The sequence below is a fragment of the Acinetobacter sp. 1125_18A genome, from assembly GCF_052824985.1.
In genome coordinates this window covers 274316-298211 of record NZ_VTDG01000001.1, presented here as the reverse complement: position 1 = coordinate 298211, position 23896 = coordinate 274316, and the positions used below count along the sequence as shown (strand labels likewise).

Below are 23896 nucleotides of genomic sequence, written 5' to 3'. Positions count from 1 at the left end.
GTTTTTAAATAGGTTTCAAGGACATGAAAATGCAAAATACTTTTATATCTAATGTGGTTAAATCCGTTTTTGTCGCAAGCATACTAACGTCTGCTGGAATGGCAAATGCCCAGCAAGCCCCACAGCCTGAAGATCGTTATGGGGATGGACGTGTTTCAGCATTTTATACATGGAAAGCTGCGATTCCAGAACAAGCTGGAAAACTCTTAAAGACAGAGGACATCAGCAACCCTTATATCCGTTTGGACAATGATAGTACGGCCATTCGTATTTTATATAGTTCAACAAGTGGAAGGGATAGTAAGACCCCCATTGTGGTTTCTGGGACAGTACATCTTCCTAAAGGTACGCCACCGAAAGAAGGTTGGCCTGTTGTGTTATGGGCACATGGTACGGTTGGTCTAGCAGATGCCTGCGCACCTTCTTGGAATGGACGATCTTATCGAGATGTACAATATTTAAACCGATGGTTAAAAGAAGGATTCGCTGTAGTAGCAACTGACTATGAAGGACTTGGTGTGGCTGGCCCGCACTTGCTGATCAATAATCCAATGCTTGCTTATAGTATTTTAGACAGCGGTCGAGCTGCGCTTAAAACGAAATTACCTCTAGCAAATCGTTTTGTTATTGTAGGGCAATCTCAAGGTGGGGCAGGGGCTGTTTCAGCTTCAGCTTATTCAGCAACCTATGCACCAGAGTTAAATATTAAAGGATCTATTGGCACAGGGGTGATTTATCAGGACCCCGAGGCAACAGCTGAAAAGAATCAGTTAAAGTTAAATCCTTATGAAGTCAGTCCATCCTTAGCATATGGTATTTATAGTTTTCTAGTGACGCAAAGCTTATTTCCTGAAATCAAAACTGAAGATATTTTTACCGCTGAAGCAGTGCCTTTGGTGGAACAAGCAAGAAATGCCTGTTTGACCAGTTTTATGGGAGATATTCAAACAGCAGGACTTTCACCTGCGCAAGCCTATAAGGTGAATCCACCATCGATCTATAAAAAATTACAGGAAAAACAATCCAATGATTATGGCTATTACCCGACCTTAAAAATCAATCATCCATTATTTATTGGCACTGGGGCAAATGATCGTACACCAGATGCACGTAATCAAATGAAGTTGGTGGCGGATGCATGTAAGGCAGGTACAGTCGTTGAAGGGCATTTGTATCATGGATTGGGACATAGTGAGACAGTGAATGCTTCCCTACAAGATTCTGTTCCATTTGCCAAAAAGGTGATTGCAGGGGAGAAGATTCAGTCCATTTGCAAACCAGATTTACAATAGAAAATCAGAAGAAAATAACCATCCCTCATAATGATGCTCATGGTTATGACAAGACCTTAAATTAGCAAGCAATAAAAACCGCTCATTCAATCCGATTAAATGAGCGGTTTTTATTTAGCTTGAGGACTTAGGCAATCTGTTTGTTTCGCTTGGCCGCCTCAGCTCGTACCGCAGGAATAATATAACGACCATAGTCCACAGTATCGTAAATTGGATCATAACCACGATTTAAAAAGGTGGTGACGCCCAGATCTACATAATCAAGTAATGCGGCAATAATCGTATCAGGCGTTCCGACAAGGGCGGTGGTATCACCATAGGCCCCAACTGCGCTTGCAGTTGGCATCCATAAGGCTCGGTCATGGCGATCACCTTGTTGTGCTGCTGCCAGTAACCGTTGTGAACCTACGCCTTTAATTTTATGTCCCGAAAGTGAGCCATTATTTTGGAAGGTTGGATTTTGCTGAATATCAGCTAAAATTTGTTGTGCTCGTTGCCATGCAAGTTGTTCTGTTGGCCCAATAATAAGACGTACTGATAAACTGACCTGCGGCTGGGGTTTATTGGCTGCTTCTGCTGCCTTTTTAAGTTTATTTATCTGCTCTTTCACGCCCGCTAAAGGCTCACCCCAAAGCGAATAAAGATCTGCATGACGCACTGCGATATCGTAGGCAATATCCGAAGAACCACCGAATGAAATCGGAATAGAAGTTCCATTGACCGGTTTTAAAGGGCAGAAAGCATTTTCCAGTTTAAAGTATTTGCCTTCATAGTGAATCGGTTGCTCACTTTTCCAAAGCTTTTGGATGATATCTAGATATTCACCCGTGCGTTCATAACGTTGAATTTTATCAACAATATAATCACCTTCTTGCGGTTCAGCGGTAATTCCCGTAATGGCATGTAAACGAATGCGTCCTCCGCCAGTGGTATGGTCCAGTGTGGCAAAGGAACGTGCAGCCAGATTAGGCGTCATCAGCGCAGGGCGATGTGCAATCATAAATCCAAGTCGTTCAGTCTGTTGTGCCAGATAAGCTGCGATTTGGGTACTATCAGGGCTACTTGGTCCATTGGCGATTAAAACTTTATCAAAACCTGCATATTCATGTGCACGAGCATGATAACGTAAATATTCGAGATCAATTTTATGACCAATTCGGGTTCCTTTGGTTTCAGACCATTGATTTGGAAAAACCATACCCACAAACTCTATGCTCATCATTTAACCTATGCTGTAAATTTTAAATAAAAGAGCAAAATAGGTGCCAAATAGTGAGGGGAGATAAAATATATAATTTTTTCAAAAATATTATTGTAATCTGTTTATATATGATCAATTGACAGACATATTGTTTAAAAAGCAACATTGCATAAAAATAGAAATACATTGATTATAAATGCATAAGCAAAAACGCCTATTAAATCATTCAATATATAAATTTAGGATTAAATATCTGTAATTATTATTTATCAGCTTTGTAATAGAATTGTACTATTCTATTTTAATATCCTCCTCAGCTATTTAAAGGGTTAATTATGAAATCCTATTTGGATAATGATTATAAAGTAATTACCTTGCCTGATAATGGTGTGCCAATTAAGCCAATAAGAGCAAAAGCGATTATATTTTCTGATCAAAACTCTCGTAAGCTATTAAGCCAAGTTGAAACCATTGCACCAAGTTCTGCCAGTGTGATCATCCAAGGTGAATCAGGTACAGGTAAAGAATTAATCGCACGTGAAATTCATTTGAAAAGTGATCGCCAAAATAAGCCATTTCTTGCTGTCAATTGTGGTGCTTTAGTTGAAACACTTGCAGAATCTGAATTGTTTGGTTATGAAGCAGGCGCATTTACGGGTGCGCATAAGACACGCCCTGGTATTTTTGAAACAGCCGACGGCGGAACTTTGTTCTTGGATGAAGTGGGTGAGTTGCCGTTGTCTTTGCAAGTAAAACTGTTACGTGTATTGCAAGAAAAGGAAGTTGTTCGGGTCGGTGGACGTAAACCGATCCCGATTAATGTACGCATCTTGTCTGGTACACATGTTGATTTGCGTAAAGCTGTCGCGGAAAATAAATTCCGTTTAGATTTATACTATCGCCTAAATGTGGTTGTGCTAAATATTTTACCATTGCGAGAGCGTAAGGGTGACATTTTGCCTTTGGTGGATTTTTTCTTAAACTCCTATTCGCAAAAGATGATTACGCCGAAACCCAACATCAGTGATCGCGCCAGAAATGCGCTGCTCAACTATAGTTGGCCGGGAAATATCCGTGAGCTTGAAAATAATATCCATTATGCACTGCTCATCAGTGGTGGCAAAACCATTGATATTGAACATTTAAGGTTTTCAGAGGAGGGTGGCTCAAGCGTTTTACCAGATAATGATTTGATTCAAGAGTTTGAGGATGTACTCAAGCGTTTATTTCAAGAATATGATGGTGAAGCATGGCACATCATTGAAGATAAAATCGTCAATACTGCTTTTTCAAGTTGCTGGAATAATCAGGTTAAGACTGCAAAAATGTTAGGACTGTCGCGCAATGTTTTACGTAATTTGTTATCAAGATATAATTTATTACCAAATAAAAATGAAATTGTTTAATTGGGCTGTGCAATAGAAACACCCATTTTACCCATGGATGTTTTATTTTGGGCTGGTCATTTTTGTGATCCATAAACCCAGTTCAAACAAAAGCCACATTGGTACTGCCAGTGCAAGCATGCTAAAAATATCAGGGGGTGTAATAAACATTGCGATAAAGAAAAATAAAACAATGATGTGTTTACGGTAATGTTCCAATTGTTGAATAGAAAGAATACCAATAAAAATAAGAATATAGGTGAGTACAGGGATTTGAAAGGCGATACCAAAAGCCAGAAAAAGCTTGAGACAGAAATCAAGATAGCTGTTGATATCAGTCATCGGTAAAACATTATCTGGTGAAGCTAAGACAAAGAAGTTTAACGCCAAAGGCAGAATCAAATAATAGGCAAATAAGATGCCAAGATAAAATAAACCGATGCTGGAGAGTACAAGCGCCACGCCAAATTTTCTTTCACTTTGATATAGAGCAGGTGCAATAAAGCGCCAGAATTGATAAAGAATAAAGGGAATCGCCAATAAAATTGCAAAATAAATATTGAGTTTAAAGGGCGCTAAAAATGTACTCATCACATCTGTAGCTATCATGGTTGAATTTTTAGGCAATCGGGATATTAAGGGTTGAGCCAAAAAATGATAATTGTGTTGTGCAAGGGGCAATAATAGTAAAAAAATAGTTAAGACTGTAGCAATGCTATAGATCAAACGCTTTCTAAGCTCTTTTAAATGTTCGCTATATTTCATTTCAGTGAGTGTTTCACTGAGTATTTGTTCGGTCATGCAGCTTGATCCTCACGCAAGATATTGGATGATGTTGTGTAAATTAAAAAGGGTACTTTTAATTCACGCGCAGAGATTTGATAAACATAATCATGTGTGGGATAAGGAGGCGCTTGATGTGCTATAGCAACAGCGCTATGTACACTTTGGATTTCGTGTTGCATTTGTGCAAGCTGCTGTTTGAGTAGCTCTTCATTTTGTTTTATTTTGAGCAGCTCTTCTTGCATGATCCTTTTTAGTTCAAGCAATTCCAGTTCATTTTCTAACTCTAGCTGGATTTTGTTAAGATTATTTTTAAGGGCTCTATATTTAAGTAATCCCACCCTTAATGTTTGAGGGAGCTTTTCAGGTCCCAATATAATCAGTGCAATAACAGCAAAAGCCAAGAGTTCACCAAAACTGATATTGAACATAATGATTTAGTACTCACCGGTTAGTGTTTTTTTCTTTATTTAAATCGAGATGATGAATTTCTTTAGGCTGATTTGTTTCAGACAGTTTTTGATCATCAGAATGAACCGAGTCTTTAAAATCTTTAATTGCACCACCTAAATCCTTACCTAAGTTTTTAAGTTTTGATGTACCAAATAATAAAATAACGATCACGGCAAATAATAATATATGCCAAATTGATAAACCCATTTCATATTTCCTTAATAATTTAAAACTAGTTGGTATAAATATCATGCTTGAATATATTTTCTAAATAATATTTATATCGATGAATATTCGATTTCATTATGCGCTATGGTCCAGCATATTGAGTGCTTGATTACGATAGTTAAATAATAATTCGCTGTCTTTATGTCTTGGATGGGTCAAAGGAACTTGAATGATTTCTTTAATTTTTCCTGGTCGAGCAGACATTACGATCACGCGATCACCCAGATAAACCGCTTCTTCTATATCATGTGTAACTAGAATCATGGTGATCTTTTGATCTTGCCAAATACGTTGTAATTCAGTTTGCAGATGGCTACGTGTAATTGCATCTAAAGCACCAAAGGGTTCATCTAAAAGTAAAATATCAGGCTGATTAACCAAGCCTCGTGCAATCGCTACCCGCTGCGCCATACCACCCGATAGCTCATGTGGATAAGCATTTTCAAAACCTTTTAAACCCACCATTGTAAGATGTTCTGCCACACGGGCATTTTTTTCGGCACGGCTTAAGTCGGTTTCTTCGAGCGCTAAATGAATATTTTCGGAAACACTGAGCCAAGGCAATAGACGGTGCTCCTGAAAAATTAAACCTCGTTTTAAATCTGTCCCTTGTATTGGTGTTTGATTCAGTAAAATCTCACCTTGATAGTCTTTATCTAATCCTGCAATTAAGCGCAACAAGGTCGATTTACCACAGCCACTGCTTCCGACAATAGAAATAAATTCTCCTTGTTGAATATCGAGATGAATACCATCTAATACGGTGAAAGTTTGTTGATCTCGATAAAATGATTTATTGAGTTTTTTAATCGAGAGTAAGGAAAAGCTCATATCAATATCCTGATGAGATGGGTGATTCAGTTAAACACGCCATTGCAGTAGTCGTTTAGAAATCAAGTGAATACAAAGCGTCATGCCAATACCGCTGAGGGTGACCGTGATTGCACACACCAACAAAATATCCATTTCGGCATTGATTTCAGCTTTCATCATTAAATTGCCTAAGCCTGCACCAGCATTGAATAACAGCTCACTGGCAGTTGTGGTAATCCATGTAAAAGGCACCGCTAAATTCAACCCCGTTAAAATATATGGGAGAGCTTGAGGGAAACGGATTTTTTTAAATTCCTGCCAAAAAGATAATTTGTAAATACGAGCGACTTCACTGTATTTCTGGTCATAATGACTTAGCCCTTGAAAGCTGTTAATCACCATCGGGAAAAAAGAAGCAAGCGCAATAATAAAGATTTTTGCCTGCTCACCATTGCCAAACCACAGTGCAATCAATGGGGTTAAACCAAGTAAGGGTACTTGGCGAATGCTATTAAATAATGGTGAAACCAAGGCATTTAAAATTTTTGAATAGGCAAGTAAGGCACCGAGTAGTAGCCCTGTTGTCGAGCCAAGTAAAAACCCCAGTCCAGCTTTTTTAAGACTTCCCCATGTGTTTAACCATAATTCACCTGTTTCAAGCAGCTGAATAAAAGCAAAATACACCTTCTGTAAAGGCAAAAATGCATAGGCATGACTGGCGCCTAAACTTGAATTGTATTGCCATAAAGCCAGTAAAAGGAGCGGTAGCAGCAGACCTTTGATCAAGATCAGTGGTTGCGCAAAAGCACTTTTTAAGTTCAGTGGATGCTGTGACATTATTTCCCCCTTGAACTCAATGCAGGTGATACAAGATATTGTTCGAGCTGACGTAAAGTTTTATCTAAAGCAAAACCAATGATTCCTGTAATAAAAACTCCGACCATGACAACGTCTAAACGTAACATTTGTCGTCCGAGCTCCATCATTTGACCAATGCCAGTGCCTGCAGCAAGTAATTCAACGGCCACCAAAATCAACCAAGCACGACCTAGAGCAATCCGCAGTCCACCGATTAATGGTGGGAGGATGCAAGGGATGATGATGTATCTCAACCATGCTGGAGTTTTTAATTTGTAGATCTGGCCCAATTCAATATATTTTTTAGGAATATTTCTAACAGCATCAGCTGTTGTGAGTGCGATTGGAAAAAAACAGGCTTTAATAATCAGTAAAATTTTAAATAGTTCACCAATTCCAAAAACCAAAATAAAAATAGGAATAAGCACAAAGATTGGAATTTGATAAAGGATATTGAACAAAATATAAGTGTAATTTCGGAAAGAGGTGAGAGATGCATAGGCAATGCCAAACAAAATCGCACAGGTGGCCGCAATTGAAAAACCCATCAGCAGTCGAGAAAGGCTATCTTTTAAATGCAGTTGTAGTTCACCACTTTGCAACAAGGCAAGAAATGTCTGCCATACCGTTATAGGTGGCACTAAAATTTGGGTTGGAAAAATCTGTAAATAGCTAATCAATTGCCAAACCAGTAACGCCAAGATGGGTGAAAGGAATGAGAGCAAGCGATAGACCTGCTCAGAAGACAATCGCCTCCATAATGGTGCTTTGATCGCCACGATTTTTTTTTCGATAAGCGGATTTACGAGGATTTTCATGACCTAGTTTCCTTGCTTATGTCGAATATCAAGTGTTTGTAAATTTTGAATGGCTTGACTGGTAAACTGAGCATTGAGCAACTCTTCAGCTTTGATTGGCGTTTGAATCAATTGGTTTTTTACAGCATGGTCGATGACTTTTGCATAATGCTGTTTAAGAAAATCCACTTGGTACTCAGGTGACCAATCTTGTTGCCAGTTACTGCTGGTATTTTGACTTTCGCGTTGAATCACACTTAGAGGCTGACCAAATTTGGTTTGGCTTTGTTGGAATTCATCTTGATGCTGTGAAATCCACTGCATTGCCCGTACTGTCGCATCAGCAAGTAGTTGGGTTGTGTCTGGATGTTGATCCAGATAAGTCTTGCGTCCCCATAGTTCAGCACGCATTTTCCAGTCAGCGGGTAGACTTTGCGATGACCAAATAATTTTGCCAAGATGGCGATCTTGTAAAGTGAGCGCATCACTTAAGGTAAAAAATGCATCGACGCTTTTAGCGGATAAAGCAGCAGCTCCCGCCTGTGGATTGAGATTGATGATTTGAAAATCTTTAAGCTTTAAACCTTTGCTCTGTATCAATTGAGCAAAATTAATTTCCCAAGGACGACCACGATGTAAGGCAATCTTTTTACCTTTGAGGTCCTCAATGGTTTTGATGGGTGAATCAGCTGGAACCACCAAATAAACATTATTACCGACTCCGCCAGGGACGACAATTTGTGTTCTAACACCAGTGGCATTGAGTACTACCGCAGGAAGATTGCCATAAAAAGCAAAATCAATTTTATTGTTGATAAAGCTTTCATTGACTAAGGTGGCCACAGCCGCAGTGGTTACAGGTTCCCACTTTAATTCAATATTTTTCTGCTTTAATGCTTTTAGAAAAATGGGGTCCTGTGCAATAAGTTGTGGTACACCAATAAAGTCCAGACCGCCAGAAGTTCCATTGGCCACAACTGCAATACGAAGCTGTTGTTGACTGGTTTTACTTTGGTTTGGATCTTCGGTTTTGTGTACGCCACAAGCAACCAATCCTAAAAGACTAAAACTTAAAAAAAGACCAGAAAAAATACGCATATCATCATAAAAATCTAGAAATATAAGGGGATAGAGCAAGAACCAAGCCAAAATAATTATTTTATATAAATCAGTTTGTTATGTTTTCATGATTGGTGTTATTTGAATGGATCAAACAGGTTATGTTGTGAAACCGACAGTATTAGATGGATAAGTGTTGAAATTTCAACACCATGTTTAGCTAGGTTTTTATAATATTTAGATAAAACAACAATATAGATGAATTCAATATTGAATAAAAAACGGCATGGTTTCTGCTCATGAGTTGTATCACTCACGATAGCGTGTAAAACCTTTAAATTATTGAGAAGTATTATGTCTGTTGAATTTTTATGGAGAATCCCTGTGCATGGGGATGGTCGTCGAGCACATCAGTTACATACACGAGGTGAATGGAACCAGTTGGGCCCAGCAGTACAATCCCCTCAACGTGTGGCACCTCAACATCAAGATGAATTGTTTGCCTACTATGATTATGTACAACAGGTAGCAAAAGCCGCAGATATCGTAGGTTTTCACGGCGCATTGATTCCTGCTTTTCCACATACTGAAGAACCGTGGGTGCTGGCATCGGCATTGGCAAGAGAAACCAAAAGACTCCGATTATTGATTGCGATTCAACCTTGGTTTATCCATCCTGCATACGCAAGCCAAATGGCAGCAAGTTTGCAGCGTCTCAGTCAGGGACGGGTTGAATGGAACGTGATCTCAGGTGGCGGAGGGGCACAGCAACGAGCCTATGGTGATTTTATTGAACATGATCAGCGCTATGCGCGAACCAATGAATTTTTAGAGTTTGTAAAAGGGTATTCGCATCAGGCACCTTTTGACTATGATGGAAAGTTTTTCCATGTTGAACAAGGTGGTTTGAAATATCCAATGAATCAATATGACGTTCCTCGTTTGTGGTTAGCGGGAGCTAGTCCAGCGGCACTGCAAGTTGCAGGTCGGCATGCCGATATCCACTTAACCTGGGGGGAACCTGTTGAACAGCAGAAAAAAGTGATTGAACAGGCGCGATCCTTCCTTGCACAAAATACCCCAGACCATAAGGTAAAGTTTGGTATGCGTATTGATATTTTGGCACGCCCCACACAGGAACAAGCGTTTCAAGAGCTTAAACAGATGTATGAAACCATCGCTGTTGATGGCAATGCATTTGAACGTAAAGATACTGAGTCGGTTGGTGCAAAACGTCAGCAGGCCTTAGCACAAGGCAATCGTTTTGAAGACTTATTTGTCAGTCCAAATGTTTGGGCTGGTATGTCAAATGTAAGGGGTGGGCCAAACTGTATTTTAGTGGGGAGTTATGAACAAGTGGCACAGCGCTTACAAGAATATATCGACATTGGCGTTGGGCATTTTATTCTCGCCAGTAACCCACATTTGGAAGAAGCATATCGGGTTGCTGAAGAAGTCTTACCCTTGGTTGGATATAAATTAAAATAATAAGTTTAGATCCCTTTGAGATATCAGAGGGATCTTGTTGTTTCAACAGCATAGAACTGTCTTAAAACCAACAGCTTTACTGACAAATCGAAGAGTGTTTTTAATTAAATTTATAAAAATTAGTGGCTTATATTGTTGGCATGACTTGTGCAATTTTCAATACAGTATTTTATTTTTTAGTTTAAATTGCCATGAGTGAACGAATATTTAATCCCCATCAGCGGGCGTTGCTATTTGGGCAATATGCATCTGCTTCAACTGCAACTGGCATATCAGACCCATTTACACGACATCATTTGGATGTGAGTCAATCACCTCCAGCAAAATTGAATAAATTGTGGATCGCGATCATTGCGGTTGCTGCAGCACATTTGGGTATTTGGTATATCGCAAAACAATTACCGACACCAGCTTTGGACATTGCAAAGCCAGAACCCGTGGTGATTGAAATTGTCAAACCAGTGGAACCACCTAAAGTCATTGAACCTAAAATTCCACCAGTGACGCAAAAACCCAAAATTCCGCCTGTGGTCGAAAAACCAAAACCGATTGCGAAACCTATCGAACAGCCGAAACCTGTTCAAAAAACTGTGGAGCAAGCCAAACCGATTGTCAAACCCATTGCGAAAGACACAGTTCAAAAAACTGAGGAACCTGTTGTAAGCAAAAAACTGAGCGCGGAACCTGCTCCAAAAACAGCAGAACCAGTGAAGCCTGCTGATGACAATTTACCTGTGACAGAAGCCAAGGGTTATGCAGGTTATCTAAGCAACCCCGCAGCAGAGTACCCAGAACAGGCCTTAGAACGTGGTTGGGAAGGCTCGGTGATTTTAAGGGTCAAAGTATTGCCAAACGGTAGCCCAGATAGCGTAACTGTCAAACAAAGTAGTGGCAAAAAACTTTTAGACAGCGCGGCTGTAAGAACAGTAAAGCAATGGAAATTTTCACCGGCCTTAAAAGGTAAAACACCTGTCGAAGGTTGGGTTGATGTTCCAATTCATTATCAATTACCGAAATAACTTATTTTAAATTAAGAGGATATCTACATGACAGACATAAATTCATTGATCCATGACGGCACAATCTGGTTATTGGTTGCTTTCTCCATCGTCACATGGGTGTTGATCGTGGTTAAAGTGGTACAGACACAGAAAGCCAGCAAGCAAAGTAAGGTCTTTGTCGAAGCCTTTTGGAAAGCCAAAAATTTGCCTGAGGCAGTGACTCAATCACAACAAGGTGAAGGCCCTACAGCTCGTGTTGCAAATGCCGGTTTTCAAACCTTGATTGAGGCAGATGAAAAGACTCATCAAGATTTGCAAAACAGTTGGAGTCGTCAGGATTTATTAGAGCGTCATTTACGCAAGCAAATTTTAACTGAACGTCGTCAATTGGAAAAAGGTTCTGCATTATTGGCTTCGATTGGCAATAACGCACCGTTCATTGGACTATTTGGAACAGTGTTTGGGATTATTCATGCTTTACAGGCCATTGCACATTCAGGTAATGCAAGTATGGATGTGGTTGCAGGGCCAATTGGTGAGGCCTTGATTGCTACAGGTATTGGTATTGCTGTGGCGGTACCCGCTGTGTTGGCTTATAACTATTTCATACGTAAAGTTAAAACCATCGGTGCAGACCTCGATGATTTTGCCACTGATTTTGTCAGTTTAAATCAAAAAGCGGGCTTTCAGTTACCTGTCGCTAAGCCAAAAAATACCACTGGAAATACTGTAGTCAATCATGATGCATCTAGTAAAGAAGTCAAAGAAAAAGGAGTGTTTGCATAATGGCCGTTTCAACCTCCCAAGAAGATGATGTGGTGAGTGAAATTAACATTACGCCATTGGTTGATGTGATGCTGGTTTTACTCATCGTGTTTATCGTTACAGCGCCTCTGTTAACCAATACCGTGAAAGTAAATTTACCCAAGGCTGCACCAACGCAGTCAACGGATCAGAATAAAGCGGTTGTCATTAGTGTTAATCCGCAAGGAGAAATCTTCCTTGACAAGGATAAAGTAACTTTGGCAAGTTTTGAAAAAGAGATCCAGTCACGTAAAAACAGTAACCCTAAATTGGCTTTGAATTTAAATGCCGATGAGACCATTCCTTATGGAACAGTTGCAAAATTACTTGCCAGTATTGAGCGAGTAGGGGTAGAAAAATTATCTGTGATTACCGTACCCAAGTAGTCTTTGGATGCTGAATGAAATAGCTGCTACGGCAGCTTTTTTAGTGCCTAAAAATATGAGTAGTTAAAATTAAAACAGCGTTCAAATTTTATTACTTTGTATAAGCATGATTTATATAAGCCTGATTTTTATAAACTGAATGTGTACAAAATGAATGTGTTATTCACAATTTTGATCAGCAACATTAAGGTCGTTGTGTTGGGCAGCAATAGTCGGGATGCATCATTAGAGCCCCATACTGGATTGACTTTTCGTCCTTGAAAAGTCAGAAGATCGCTGACTACAGTAGCCGCTTGATGGTGTTAAGGCTCTGTAAATTTTATTTTAGGCTTGATTGTTCCATAATTTCTCAAAACGCCACGTTGGGAAAATAGTGTGTTCTGCCGCTAATCCTCCAATCTGTTTCGATGCAGCATCTATGCTATGGCTAAAACCCCAAATCAGCATTCCACCGCGTTCATGTTGAATTTTTTGTGCTTGAGCCAAATACACTTTACGTTTGGCTAAATCGGGTTCAGCCAGTGCTTTATAAAACAGCTCACTATATTCTGGGTCTTTAAAGTTGACACGATTGGTTGTTGAAATTGGCGCATCATTCACTACAGCAGTGGATAAATACGGTGTACCCACGTTGGTTGCATTACTGGAGAATTGCCATTTACTCCGATCAGGTCCATTAAATGTGGCTAAATCAACTTGTTTGACCCGAATACTGACATTGGCTTTCTTTGCTTGTTCTGCAAATATCAGGGCAGGTTGGGCGTTGCCAACGGGGGTAATCAGTTCAACGCTTAAGCCATCTTTAAAGCCCGCTTGAGCCAATAAATTCTTGGCTTCGGTAATGTCTTGTTGACGTTGTGGCAAATTTAGAAATGCTGGATCCTGTGGAGAATATAGATCATTGGCGATGCGTCCCTGACCGTTTAAACCCCGTTGTATCAGCTCTTGACGATCGGCGATTAAACGAAATGCTTGGCGGACTTTGGGATCATTAAATGGTGCCTGTTGAGTATTAAAGTCAAAACTATTGTGGGTATTGGTTTGAGAACGAACCGTTTGAATATGTTTTGCTTGCTCTAAAATTTTAATGTATTCAGGTGAAATCGCATTTGCAAGATCAATTTGTCCTGCCAATAATGCATTTAGTCGAGAAACTTGATCTTTAAAGTCAATGACTTCAAAACGATCTGCATAAGGCCGATCTGCTTTAAAATAGTTTTCAAACCGAGTAAAGACAGAACGTTGACCGGGGATAAATTCTTTGACTTTATAAGGACCTGCGCCCACAGGGTTATGAATGGGATCAAAATCAGTGGGGACAATACCGCCAAAATTGACCCAAGTTTCAGGCAGGGCTACAAAGCCAGCAATTGAACTAATAAAAGGAATGCGTACTGTATATTGATCTAATTTTTGGATACGATCACGATCAATCCATTGCACAAGATTCCGAAAAGGTGAGGCAAGCTTTGGATCTGTTAAACGTTGCAATGAAAAAATGACATCATCTGCGCTGACGGTTTTACCATGATGAAACTCTAAACCTTTACGCAGTCGTATGGTCCATTCGCTGGCATTATGATTAGGTTCTGCAAATTCAGCCAAAGCAAGACGAGGAAGCATGTTTTCGTCCCATTCCCAGAGCTTATTATAAATCGCAAATCCACGGGTAATCCCACTTCCTGAAGCTGAAAGGTGAGGGTCAAGGCTACCTGATTGTTGTCCACCAATCAGCCCTAATCGAATTGTTCCACCATGCTTAGGGGTACTGGAAAGTGAACTTTGGGATTCAGCGCTAGGTTGTGGAGATTGTCCACAAGCAGATAAACCACTGATTAAAGAAACGCCACCTAGTGCAGTTAGACTTTGGGTTAAAAATTTTCGACGTGAGAGTAACAAGGTTTCATGTGTCATTAAAAATACTCAGTTAGAACGTATCCAGAGGAGATTGCACAATGAATGCCAATTCTTTTTTATATTTTTCTAATATTTATCAATTAATTATAAGCGTTGTGTTTTTTGTCACTGTTGCTTTTTCAGCATTTCTGTTGAAAAAATAAACATGAATAAAAGTTGTATATCAATGAAAATTATTTAAAAGTAATAAAAATCAATGTTTTATATTTGAGTTTTGCCTATTTAAAGATTGGCATAGGCTTTGCGTAACGCAGTGTAAATTTATTTTACTGAGTGTGATATGAAACAGAACTTTCAATTAAAGCCACTGGTGATTGCGCTAGGGCTATTTGGGGCAATCTTTCCATGCGCTATTTTTGCTGAAGAAACCTCAGAGCAAGCCAAGGATTCTAATGGTGATGTAATTACCTTAGCCGATGTTGTGGTGACAGGAGCAAATAAAAAAGCCACCATTCTCCCCAAGCGCAAAGTCACTTCGATTTATGGGACGGATAGTTCTGTATTAGATACCCCACGTGTCGTTTCACAAGTATCAGAACAACAGTTTCGTGAAGATGTTATTCGTAGTGCAGATGATTTGGTTAAGTATGCTCCAAGTATCACCAGAGGAGGTGGGCAAAATGCCAATTTCGCGCCACAGATACGAGGGCAAAACTCCGAAGTTTTTCAAGATAGCCAACGAATATACAGTACCCGACATCCGACCAATTTAAATGCTTATGAAGCTGCTGATATTGTTGCAGGACCAACGGGGATAATTTTTGCACCGACGTCAGGTTCAGGCGGATATATTAATTATCTCACCAAAAAACCGAATTTTAATAAAGCAGAAACTACGATTTCGGGATCAGTGGGTTCAATTTATGCAGGGCAAGGTGCTGAGCCTAATTTCTCAGTCAGTATTGATCATACTGCACCTATTTCTAAAGAATTGGCATTTCGTGTCAGTGCAACAGCACAACGAACAGATGACTATTATGACAATGTAAAAAATAATTTTAATGCATTTTATGGTGCTTTGGCTTGGCGTCCAGATGACAGTCTACGGGTTGACTGGAATATCAGTTATGACGATTATTCAGATTTTAATGTGACGCATGGTTGGAACAGAGCGACACAACAATCCGTTGATCAAGGGCTTTACTATAAAGGCAGAGCGACCCCGATTATTCAAAACGGTTCAAACTTTTGGTCTCCAGTCTTTGAGTCTGGTGCAGCTCACTCTAAAGTGATTGGTTGGCAAACTCGGCAGAAGAATGACAAAAATCAATATATTGCTGTAGGTCCAGTACAGACTTCTCCTTTGCCAAGTTCTACTGCTGATCAAGCGGGTACAATTCGAGGCTGGGTCTATGATCCATCAATCGCAGGCAATGGCTTAGTCAAATTAGATGATGATGTTTCTGGGCGGGGTGAAGATAAAAACAGTGCAAAGCGCTTTAGCACACAATTTAAACTGGTCAAAGATATCAATGAAAATTGGTCTGTGGCCAATAGTACGCTATATCAAAAGAGTCGTGATTTGGGTGATTCTGTTGGGAGTTTCTTTACCGATTTGGACCATGAATTATTGGATAACCGCTTAGAGTTTTTAGGCGATCATGACTTTGAGCTATTGGGTGTCAAAATCAACAATAAAAGCAGTACAGGTGGCGCTTATCGGCATGAGAAATTTACCTCTCTCGCAGCAAACAATAGTTTTAATATCAATCCTTATGATTTAACCAATGATCCATCACAGAAAAACTCTGGAGATTTATTGGGGTTGGTCAATCATGGTGGTTCGACTGGAAGCTGGATTGGGCAGGCTGGTGTTCCACAGTATTCGCAGTATTTTGGCTATTTAAATCTACCTCGAATGTACCCTGTGGGTCATGGCTTATATGCTGAAAAAGGCGGTTTTCCTCCCAATGGAGGTGGAGCAGTTTATACAGGAACAGGCTTTTGGGACACTTACAGCGTATTTACACAGCAAAATTTTACCTTTAATGATGTTTTTGGGATTAATCTGGGAATTAACCACAGTTCTATAAAAGCAAAATTAGAGAATCCACTGGTTTTAGTCCCTACAGATGTCCGCTCAGATTCCAATAAATATAGTTTACTCAGCTATCAAGCCAGTACCTTTATTAAACCTACTGAAAAAAGTACCCTATATTTTACTTATGATAAAAGTACAGCATTGAATACGGGTGTATTTGGTCCATTTTTAATTTGGGGCGCTGGAAATCAGCTAAATCCTTTGGCTTTTGACAGCCAAAGTGAATTAAAAGAAGTGGGAGTGAAATACGAGCCGATCACTGATCAACTTCTGTTAACGCTCAGTGGTTTTGAACAGAAGCGCGATTTATCACCTGATACCAATGGCAATATGGCGCGTTTTGAAATCAAAGGCCTTGAATCATCATTACGTTGGCAGCTACAAAAAAATATCGCGATTGGGGCAAACTTAACCTATCTCAATGCTGAATATTCTTCCATTATTCCGGCTGGTTTTTCACCTTTTGGTTTCCATGCAGACAATGCGACGGTATGGGGCGATAGCAATGCTTTAAACCAACGCAAAGCAGGACGTTATGATGCAGCAGGCATTCCTAAATATTCTGCAAGTGCTTATGTGGATTATCAGCACCAGTCAGGTTTTGGACTAAACTTATCGGGCTGGTGGACAAGTAACTGGTATACCAATCTAAGTCAGACCGTAAAGGTACCCAATAATTATAATTTAGATTTGGGACTTTATTATCGTCAACCGCAGTGGACAGTAGGCTTAAATATTCTTAATTTGACCAATGAGCGTAATTTCGTAAATGGTTTAGCTGGTGCAAATAGCGAGTTTTTACAGCCAATGCGTCCATTGACGGTACAAGGACAATTTAGCTATAAATTCTAAATTAAACAGATTTTTATTTTTGATTGCATTAGCCATACTTTTGTATGGCTTTTTTATAAATTTACTCTTAGTAGATATCATTAAAAATAAAAAGCAGCAAAATGTTGAAATAACAACAATACGACAATTAAAAATGTCTATCTATCAGCAAAAATAAATATTTTTTTTATGATTTTTTATATAACACTTTGAAAATATTTAAATAAATAGAATGGCACAAAAGTTGCGAATAACAAGAATAGATTTATTTAAATGGAGTCACCATGTTTAAGGTTACAAAAATTAGGCAGAGTATTTTAACTGCTATGTGGGGCGTAACGGCGAGTGTTTCAACACTGGCTATTGCAAATGAAGAGATCGAGACTACACCAGTACAACAAGCACTGGTTGAAAAAGCCAAAGATGTCAAAAAATTAAGTGATGTGATCGTCACTGCACAATATCGGGCGCAAAATATTCAGAAAGTTCCAACTGCAATTACTGCTGTTTCGGGTAAGGACTTGGCTGCGAAAGGTTCTACTTTTATTGGGGATGTTTTAACCTATACACCAAATGCTGCAGCTGAAAACCCAGATGGGGATAGTCGTCCACGTTGGTATATTCGTGGTCTAGGTACGGGAGATGTGGCTGCATCGACAGTATTTCCTGTTGGCGTGTATGCAGATGGGGTTTACTTAAATGCGCCAGTTGCAGGTGCAGGTGACTTGTTTGATTTAGAGCGTATAGAAGTTTTACGTGGTCCACAAGGTACGCTCTATGGGAAAAACACCACCGCGGGTGCAGTCAATTATATTTCTAAAAAGCCTAATTTTTCAGATAAACCCAATGGATATGCAACCATTGGTTTAGGGGATCATAACCTAAGAACATTTGAAGGTGCTGCCAACGGCAAAATTTCAGAAAATGTTGCGGTGCGCGGGGCTTTTTACTCTGAAGACCGTGACGGATATGCAAAGAATATTGCCAATGGTGAAGATTATGGCAACGTGGATAAAAAATCTTTTCGCTTCCAAGTGCTAGGCAAAATCAATGATGAATGGGATGCTTTGGTCAATCTACACAGCCAAACTTATAATGGTTTAGGCAGTAATGGTTCCTTAAGCGTGGGTAAATACTGGGGTATTTATGAAAGACCTAAAGGACGAGACACCAATTTAGATTTAGATGAAAACAATAAGATTCAGCATGATGGCGCGTCATTAACCTTAACTGGAGATTTGGGGGGCGGATATAGCTTTACTTCGATTACTGCTTTTGATAAGACCACACAAAAGTCGATTTCAGATGGTGATTACACCCCTTATGATGTCGCACGAAGCTATAGTGATAATGAATGGCGTCAATATAGCCAAGAGTTCCGTATCGCTTCTGATGCTGAAAAACGCTTAAGTTGGATTGCAGGATTTCATTATTTCAATGAGGATTTAGATTCCACTGGAGTCAGTGCACGTGTCAATAAAACATTGCCAAATGGCGCTGCTTCTCAAACTGCGTCTACGCCAGCATTTAGAGATATAACCTATAACCAAGCCACTCAAAGCTTTGCACTTTTTGGTAACAGTACTTATAAATTTACAGATAAATTTAAAGTGACAGGTGGTTTACGTTGGACCAGTGAAGAAAAAGATATTGATCTCAATCTGACTCAGATCACAACGGGAGACTATACAAAAGGCAGTTGGTGGAAAAAAGATGGCTATAGCAATGCAGTTTATAACCCAACTCCAAATGCAAATGGGTCAACAAGTCGCAATAAAACTTGGAATGAGTTGACCTATGACATCACCCCAGAATATGAAATTAATCCTAATTTAAATACTTATTTTAGATTCGCACGCGGTTTCCGCTCAGGTGGATTTAACACTGGTTTATCCAGCAGTTTAACCCAACTTGCCGACGTGAATCCTGAATACTTAAATAGTTATGAACTTGGTTTAAAGTCTACGTTATTGGACGGAGATTTAATCGCAAATGCCAATATTTTTTATTATGACTATAAAGATATTCAAACCAATTTACTGGTTGCAACAGAGGGACAAGGTGGCGGTGTGACCTCTGTTCTCGCCAATGGACCAAAAGCTGAAGTTAAAGGTGCTGAATTAGAATTAGATTATTCAGTGACTGAAAATCTACGTTTACGTTTTGCTGGTGCTTATCTTGACAGCGAATATACCGATTTCGTCGATAAAAACCCGGTAACCAATGTGGTTAATGCAGATAATACAGGCAACAGTCTAGTCCGTTCGCCAAAATACACCGTCGGTCTGGGTGGAGAATATACCTTTAATCTCAATGATGGTGCTCGTGTTGTTGTAGGTACAGATGCCAGCTACCGTGACCGTGAGTTTTTCCTCGTAAACCGTCAAGATTATTCGGTAGATCCAATCTTAAGCCAAAAAGCATATACCTTATGGAATGCCAATGTTGGCTACCATAGTGCAAATAACAAATACCAAGTCAATGCTTACGTTAAAAACCTATTGAATGAAGAATATCAAGTACATGGCCGTCCAAATGGTCCCGCTGGACAATATGTTTTAACTTATGGAAACCCACGTCAAGTTGGTGTTTCTCTGACTGCTAAATTCTAAGTTATACGGAGAACATCATGGGAATTGAATTTTTTACCCGTCTACCACTACATGGTGAAGCAGAGTACTTAGCAGGTGATCCACGCAATCGTGGTGATTGGTCACGTGTCGCAGGTGTAGACAATACTGGTGCAACATCGAATTACCAAGTTGGTGATGACTTTACCTATATCGACTATCTTAGCCAAGTGGCTCGCGCGGCTGAAATCAATGGTTTTGCAGGTGCGCTGATGGTGAATGCACCTACAGGTGAAGAACCGTGGACAGTGTGTTCCTTATTGGCAAGAGAAACCAAGCGTTTAAACTTTGTGACTGCATTCCAGCCTTATCATTTTAGTCCTTATAATGCAGTACAAAGTGCAGCAACGTATCAGCGTGCCACAGGGAATCGGTTGGTTTGGAATATTATCAACGGCGGCTCTGAGGTTATTCAGCGCCAAGTTGGGGATGTTACTCCGCACGATGACCGTTATATCCGTGCGACTGAATTTTTAGATGTGGTGAAAGGGTATTGGTATAATGAATCATTCCATTACCAGGGCAAATATTATTCTGCTGAAGGTGGCGGTTTAAAATATCCCCTCAATAAAGCTGAACTACCGATCATTTGTACGGCAGGATCGTCTGAAGCTGCCCGTGAGTTTGGTGCGAAGCATGCTGATTATTATTTAATGCGTGCTGAAAAACCCAGTGAAATTGCTGAATTGATTGCTGATGTGCGCAAACGTGCTGCGAGATATGGGCGGGATAATATTAAATTCGGCTTATCCATTGATACGATTGCACGCCGTAGTGAACAAGAAGCGTTGGCAGAGGCACAACGTTATTTGGATGAAGCTGCTGAAAAACAACGCTTACATGCGTCTGCTGCACATGCAGGTTTGAGATCGGCACGTGTATTGAGTTTTGAAAAAGAATATAGTGAAAAAGCAGGCAGTAAAAACGTCGATGATTTCTTTATTCATCCCAATGTTTGGTCAGGCTTTGGCTATATTGGTATTCCACCAGGTGTTGCTTTAGTGGGAAGTTATTCGCAGATTATCGAGCGGATTCAAGAATATAACAGTATTGGGGTTGATCTGTTTTTCTTGGCGGGCTATCCACATTTAGAAGAAGCTTATCGCCTTGGCGAACATGTTTTACCTTATTTCAAAAAACAGCGTCAGGCATTACAGCGTATTTCTGAAGAGGCAAAATATCGTATCGCCTAACTTCCATTGCAACAGGTTAAAGCCAAGATTTTTAAACCAGTCTTGGCTTTTTTATATTCATTTTTATACCGATAAAAAATACTGTGGGTTGTCGTTGAAGCTTTGAACAGAAAACCTGTAATGGTTTAAATCATGTAACGACATAAAGCCTCAACAATCCTATATAAAAAAATAAAGCTGTTTTCTTTCAATAATAAATCCTGATATTTGTGTATTTTTATTTTTTATAGATTTACATTTCTGCTATCAGAAAATCACCAAAAGCATTGACCTTAAAGTTAACTTTAACCTTAGTATAGAATGACGGTCCATACGAATCGTATCAAACATTGTAATTTACTGACATGAATGAGAACAGCAATAAGTTATTCAAAGTGTAAATCATACACAGGAGAAATTAACATGGCATATGTTACGACAAAAGATGGTGTTGATATTTTTTATAAAGATTGGGGAACGAAAGATGCCCCAGTATTATTTTTTCATCATGGATGGCCATTAAGCTCGGATGACTGGGATTCTCAGTTATTGTTCTTTTTAAATGAAGGTTTTCGTGTGGTTGCACATGATCGTCGCGGACATGGACGTTCAAGTCAGGTCTGGGATGGTCATGATATGGACCACTATGCCGATGATGTTGCAGAAGTGGTCAAACACTTGGGCATTAAAAACGCAGTACATATTGGTCACTCCACTGGTGGTGGTGAGGTTGTTCACTACATTGCACGTCATGGCGAGGAAAATGTATCCAAGGCCGTATTGGTCAGTGCTGTACCTCCAATTATGCTGAAAACGGAAAAAAATCCGCAAGGTTTAGCCAAAGAAGTCTTTGATGACTTACAGAATCAGCTTTTTAAAAATCGTGCTCAGTTTTATCATGATCTACCAGCGGGGCCATTCTATGGCTTTAACCGACCAGATGCTCAACCTTCAGAACCCGTCGTATTGAATTGGTGGCGACAGGGCATGATGGGTGGAGCAAAAGCGCATTATGATGGAATTGTTGCATTTTCACAGACTGACTTTACCGAAGATTTGAAAAAAAATCTCAGTGCCTGTTTTAGTCATGCATGGGGATGATGATCAAATTGTACCTTATGAAAACTCAGGGGTACTTTCTGCCAAACTGGTTCAAAATGGCCGATTAAAAACCTATAAAGGTTATTCACACGGTATGTTAACCGTCAATGCCGATGTGATTAATCCAGATTTATTGGCGTTTATTCGCGAGTGAATAGTTGTCGTTTGATTTAAAAACAGAATATCAATAGAGGCCTTGCGGCCTCTTTTTTTATTAAAGTATCAGATCGTTATTATCTTATTATGATGTAAGTCTTTGAATAAAATTAGTTCTTAAAATAATAAAAATTAAATGCGAAAAAAGGATTGACATTAAAGTGAACTTTAATCTTAAAGTAAGTCCATACTCTATGAGGCTATAAAAATGAACGTCTTTGAAAAATTAGTTTTACCCAATGGTACTCAGATTCCAAATCGTATTGCAAAAGCTGCGATGGAAGAGAATATGGCAGATCTCAATCATGCACCATCAGAAGAGCTCATGCGTTTGTATCAGGCATGGGCAGATGGTGGTGTCGGTTTAATCATTACAGGTAATGTGATGGTGGATCGTCGTGCGATGACAGGACCGGGTGGTGTGGTCTTGGAAGATGAACAGCATTTAGCGCACTTCAAACGTTGGGCGAAAATTGCACGTTCTCAAGGCGCGCAAGCATGGTTGCAGATCAACCATCCAGGTCGCCAAATGCAGTCAAATTTAGGTCAGCCAACGTGGGCACCTTCTGCTGTGGCTTTAGATTTAGGTAAAATGTCAGATCGTTTTAATACTCCAATTGAAATGACTCAAGCCATGATTGACGAAGTGATTCAACGTTTTGCCAATACCGCACGTTTAGGTGAAAAGGCGGGATTTACTGGTGTAGAAATTCATGCAGCTCATGGCTATCTACTCAGTCAGTTCCTTTCGCCTTTAAGCAATCAACGTCAAGATCAATGGGGCGGCTCATTGGAAAACCGTGCGCGTATTTTGATTGAGATTGTCAAAGCAGTACGTGCAGTGGTGTCATCAACATTTACAGTTGCTGTTAAACTGAATTCTGCCGATTTCCAACGTGGTGGTTTTAGTGCTGAGGATGCGCAGCAAGTGGTTAAAATGTTAAATGATCTGTCAGTTGATTTGGTTGAGTTGTCAGGGGGGAGTTATGAAGCACCTGCTATGCAAGGCCAAGCTAGAGATGGTCGGACTTTGGCGCGTGAAGCTTATTTCTTAGAGTTTGCTCAAGAGATTGGCAAGGTTGCCCATATGCCGATTATGGTAACCGGTGGTATTCGCCGTAAACCCGTTGCAGAACAAGTCATTGACAGTGGGATCGATATGGTCGGAATTGCAACAGCCTTAGCAATCGACCCTAACTTACCCAACGAATGGAAACAAGGTCAGAATATCGCACCTGAATTGAAACCAATTCACTGGGAAAATAAAACCTTAGCTTCACTTGCCAATATGGCAACAGTCAAATTCCAGTTACAGAAACTTAGTCATGGGAAAAAATCGAATCCTAAGGTTTCACCTTTATGGGCCTTGATATTACAGCAGACAGAAACGACATGCCGCACACGTCAGTATAAAAAACGTATGCGTCAGTATTCACATTCAGCTTAAGTACAAGATGTTGGATTAGATCTGACAGACTGTACTGCGGCTCGAAGACGCTT

19 protein-coding genes and 1 pseudogene are annotated in these 23896 nt (G+C 39.8%); 11 read left to right on the top strand and 9 right to left on the bottom strand.

The features are described from left to right. Window positions 1-29: 29 nt before the first annotated feature. Window positions 30-1292, top strand: coding sequence for a lipase family protein (locus tag FY049_RS01415; RefSeq protein WP_446083003.1), 1263 nt, complete (start codon window positions 30-32; stop codon window positions 1290-1292). Window positions 1293-1419: 127 nt separating this feature from the next. On the opposite strand, the gene FY049_RS01410 is transcribed toward FY049_RS01415, so the two are convergent. Beyond that, window positions 1420-2511, bottom strand: a complete 1092-nt coding sequence (locus FY049_RS01410) for an LLM class flavin-dependent oxidoreductase (protein WP_004717504.1) — start codon at window positions 2509-2511, stop codon at window positions 1420-1422. Window positions 2512-2828: 317 nt separating this feature from the next. On the opposite strand from FY049_RS01410, the gene FY049_RS01405 reads away from it, so the two are divergent. Continuing rightward, on the top strand, window positions 2829-3899 hold the full coding sequence (locus FY049_RS01405) for a sigma-54 interaction domain-containing protein (protein WP_004717502.1): 1071 nt from the start codon (window positions 2829-2831) through the stop codon (window positions 3897-3899). A 42-nt stretch (window positions 3900-3941) separates the two neighbouring features. On the opposite strand, the gene tatC is transcribed toward FY049_RS01405, so the two are convergent. The 7 genes from tatC to FY049_RS01370 all read right to left on the bottom strand — a co-directional run bounded on the left by tatC (window position 3942) and on the right by FY049_RS01370 (window position 8908). Beyond that, the gene (tatC, locus tag FY049_RS01400) at window positions 3942-4679 is read right to left on the bottom strand and encodes a twin-arginine translocase subunit TatC (RefSeq protein ID WP_446083002.1); all 738 of its coding nucleotides are present in this window, start codon (window positions 4677-4679) and stop codon (window positions 3942-3944) included. Then, the gene (tatB, locus tag FY049_RS01395) at window positions 4676-5092 is read right to left on the bottom strand and encodes a Sec-independent protein translocase protein TatB (RefSeq protein ID WP_004823389.1); all 417 of its coding nucleotides are present in this window, start codon (window positions 5090-5092) and stop codon (window positions 4676-4678) included. The genes tatC and tatB overlap by 4 nt, the downstream gene beginning before the upstream one ends. 13 nt (window positions 5093-5105) lie before the next feature. Then, on the bottom strand, window positions 5106-5321 hold the full coding sequence (locus tag FY049_RS01390) for a Sec-independent protein translocase subunit TatA (RefSeq protein WP_004823388.1): 216 nt from the start codon (window positions 5319-5321) through the stop codon (window positions 5106-5108). Between the two features lie 96 nt (window positions 5322-5417). Beyond that, the gene (locus FY049_RS01385; RefSeq protein WP_004717493.1) at window positions 5418-6173 is read right to left on the bottom strand and encodes an ABC transporter ATP-binding protein; all 756 of its coding nucleotides are present in this window, start codon (window positions 6171-6173) and stop codon (window positions 5418-5420) included. Between the two features lie 30 nt (window positions 6174-6203). Further along, a complete protein-coding gene (locus FY049_RS01380; protein ID WP_446083001.1) occupies window positions 6204-6992 on the bottom strand; it encodes an ABC transporter permease in 789 nt (262 codons plus the stop codon). Next, window positions 6992-7831 (bottom strand): ABC transporter permease, encoded by an 840-nt coding sequence (locus FY049_RS01375; protein WP_004717490.1) that lies wholly within the window; start codon window positions 7829-7831, stop codon window positions 6992-6994. Before FY049_RS01375 ends, FY049_RS01380 begins: the two co-directional genes overlap by 1 nt. Window positions 7832-7834: 3 nt before the next feature. Further along, window positions 7835-8908, bottom strand: a complete 1074-nt coding sequence (locus FY049_RS01370) for an ABC transporter substrate-binding protein (RefSeq protein WP_446083000.1) — start codon at window positions 8906-8908, stop codon at window positions 7835-7837. 315 nt (window positions 8909-9223) lie between these two features. Here FY049_RS01370 and FY049_RS01365 point away from each other — a divergent pair, with 315 nt between their 5' ends. The 4 genes from FY049_RS01365 to FY049_RS01350 all read left to right on the top strand — a co-directional run bounded on the left by FY049_RS01365 (window position 9224) and on the right by FY049_RS01350 (window position 12548). Continuing rightward, window positions 9224-10357 (top strand): LLM class flavin-dependent oxidoreductase, encoded by a 1134-nt coding sequence (locus tag FY049_RS01365; protein WP_056518009.1) that lies wholly within the window; start codon window positions 9224-9226, stop codon window positions 10355-10357. 191 nt (window positions 10358-10548) lie between these two features. Further along, window positions 10549-11376: an energy transducer TonB gene (locus FY049_RS01360; RefSeq protein WP_327857533.1), complete on the top strand. Its 828-nt coding sequence runs from the start codon at window positions 10549-10551 to the stop codon at window positions 11374-11376. A 27-nt stretch (window positions 11377-11403) separates the two neighbouring features. Further along, window positions 11404-12144, top strand: coding sequence for a MotA/TolQ/ExbB proton channel family protein (locus tag FY049_RS01355; RefSeq protein ID WP_096734860.1), 741 nt, complete (start codon window positions 11404-11406; stop codon window positions 12142-12144). Then, entirely contained in the window at window positions 12144-12548 is a 405-nt protein-coding gene (locus tag FY049_RS01350; protein ID WP_004717481.1) for an ExbD/TolR family protein, read from the top strand. The genes FY049_RS01355 and FY049_RS01350 overlap by 1 nt, the downstream gene beginning before the upstream one ends. Window positions 12549-12872: 324 nt before the next feature. Here FY049_RS01350 and FY049_RS01345 read toward each other — a convergent pair whose 3' ends face one another. Continuing rightward, on the bottom strand, window positions 12873-14462 hold the full coding sequence (locus FY049_RS01345; RefSeq protein WP_327857532.1) for an ABC transporter substrate-binding protein: 1590 nt from the start codon (window positions 14460-14462) through the stop codon (window positions 12873-12875). A gap of 283 nt (window positions 14463-14745) precedes the next feature. Here FY049_RS01345 and FY049_RS01340 point away from each other — a divergent pair, with 283 nt between their 5' ends. The 5 genes and pseudogenes from FY049_RS01340 (at window position 14746) to FY049_RS01320 (ending at window position 23843) form a co-directional block, all read left to right on the top strand. Beyond that, window positions 14746-17358, top strand: coding sequence for a TonB-dependent receptor (locus FY049_RS01340; protein ID WP_446082999.1), 2613 nt, complete (start codon window positions 14746-14748; stop codon window positions 17356-17358). A 263-nt stretch (window positions 17359-17621) separates the two neighbouring features. Beyond that, window positions 17622-19949: a TonB-dependent receptor gene (locus FY049_RS01335; RefSeq protein WP_327857530.1), complete on the top strand. Its 2328-nt coding sequence runs from the start codon at window positions 17622-17624 to the stop codon at window positions 19947-19949. 17 nt (window positions 19950-19966) lie between these two features. Next, complete coding sequence (locus FY049_RS01330) at window positions 19967-21160, top strand: LLM class flavin-dependent oxidoreductase (protein ID WP_446082998.1); 1194 nt, start codon at window positions 19967-19969, stop codon at window positions 21158-21160. A gap of 402 nt (window positions 21161-21562) precedes the next feature. Beyond that, a pseudogene (locus FY049_RS01325) lies at window positions 21563-22394 on the top strand (alpha/beta fold hydrolase). 210 nt (window positions 22395-22604) lie between these two features. Then, the gene (locus FY049_RS01320) at window positions 22605-23843 is read left to right on the top strand and encodes an NADH:flavin oxidoreductase/NADH oxidase family protein (protein WP_446082997.1); all 1239 of its coding nucleotides are present in this window, start codon (window positions 22605-22607) and stop codon (window positions 23841-23843) included. The last annotated feature ends 53 nt before the right edge of the window (window positions 23844-23896 follow it).

What these genes read in the sequence shown, in the direction of transcription:
- FY049_RS01340 (WP_446082999.1), top strand. Translation starts at nt 14,746, where the DNA reads ATGAAACAGAACTTTCAATTAAAGCCACTGGTGATTGCGCTAGGGCTA.
- tatB (WP_004823389.1), bottom strand. Translation starts at nt 5,092, where the DNA reads ATGTTCAATATCAGTTTTGGTGAACTCTTGGCTTTTGCTGTTATTGCA.
- FY049_RS01345 (WP_327857532.1), bottom strand. Translation starts at nt 14,462, where the DNA reads ATGACACATGAAACCTTGTTACTCTCACGTCGAAAATTTTTAACCCAA.
- FY049_RS01335 (WP_327857530.1), top strand. Translation starts at nt 17,622, where the DNA reads ATGTTTAAGGTTACAAAAATTAGGCAGAGTATTTTAACTGCTATGTGG.
- FY049_RS01320 (WP_446082997.1), top strand. Translation starts at nt 22,605, where the DNA reads ATGAACGTCTTTGAAAAATTAGTTTTACCCAATGGTACTCAGATTCCA.
- FY049_RS01350 (WP_004717481.1), top strand. Translation starts at nt 12,144, where the DNA reads ATGGCCGTTTCAACCTCCCAAGAAGATGATGTGGTGAGTGAAATTAAC.
- tatC (WP_446083002.1), bottom strand. Translation starts at nt 4,679, where the DNA reads ATGACCGAACAAATACTCAGTGAAACACTCACTGAAATGAAATATAGC.
- FY049_RS01385 (WP_004717493.1), bottom strand. Translation starts at nt 6,173, where the DNA reads ATGAGCTTTTCCTTACTCTCGATTAAAAAACTCAATAAATCATTTTAT.
- FY049_RS01370 (WP_446083000.1), bottom strand. Translation starts at nt 8,908, where the DNA reads ATGCGTATTTTTTCTGGTCTTTTTTTAAGTTTTAGTCTTTTAGGATTG.
- FY049_RS01390 (WP_004823388.1), bottom strand. Translation starts at nt 5,321, where the DNA reads ATGGGTTTATCAATTTGGCATATATTATTATTTGCCGTGATCGTTATT.
- FY049_RS01410 (WP_004717504.1), bottom strand. Translation starts at nt 2,511, where the DNA reads ATGAGCATAGAGTTTGTGGGTATGGTTTTTCCAAATCAATGGTCTGAA.
- FY049_RS01365 (WP_056518009.1), top strand. Translation starts at nt 9,224, where the DNA reads ATGTCTGTTGAATTTTTATGGAGAATCCCTGTGCATGGGGATGGTCGT.
- FY049_RS01405 (WP_004717502.1), top strand. Translation starts at nt 2,829, where the DNA reads ATGAAATCCTATTTGGATAATGATTATAAAGTAATTACCTTGCCTGAT.
- FY049_RS01355 (WP_096734860.1), top strand. Translation starts at nt 11,404, where the DNA reads ATGACAGACATAAATTCATTGATCCATGACGGCACAATCTGGTTATTG.
- FY049_RS01360 (WP_327857533.1), top strand. Translation starts at nt 10,549, where the DNA reads ATGAGTGAACGAATATTTAATCCCCATCAGCGGGCGTTGCTATTTGGG.
- FY049_RS01380 (WP_446083001.1), bottom strand. Translation starts at nt 6,992, where the DNA reads ATGTCACAGCATCCACTGAACTTAAAAAGTGCTTTTGCGCAACCACTG.
- FY049_RS01415 (WP_446083003.1), top strand. Translation starts at nt 30, where the DNA reads ATGCAAAATACTTTTATATCTAATGTGGTTAAATCCGTTTTTGTCGCA.
- FY049_RS01330 (WP_446082998.1), top strand. Translation starts at nt 19,967, where the DNA reads ATGGGAATTGAATTTTTTACCCGTCTACCACTACATGGTGAAGCAGAG.
- FY049_RS01375 (WP_004717490.1), bottom strand. Translation starts at nt 7,831, where the DNA reads ATGAAAATCCTCGTAAATCCGCTTATCGAAAAAAAAATCGTGGCGATC.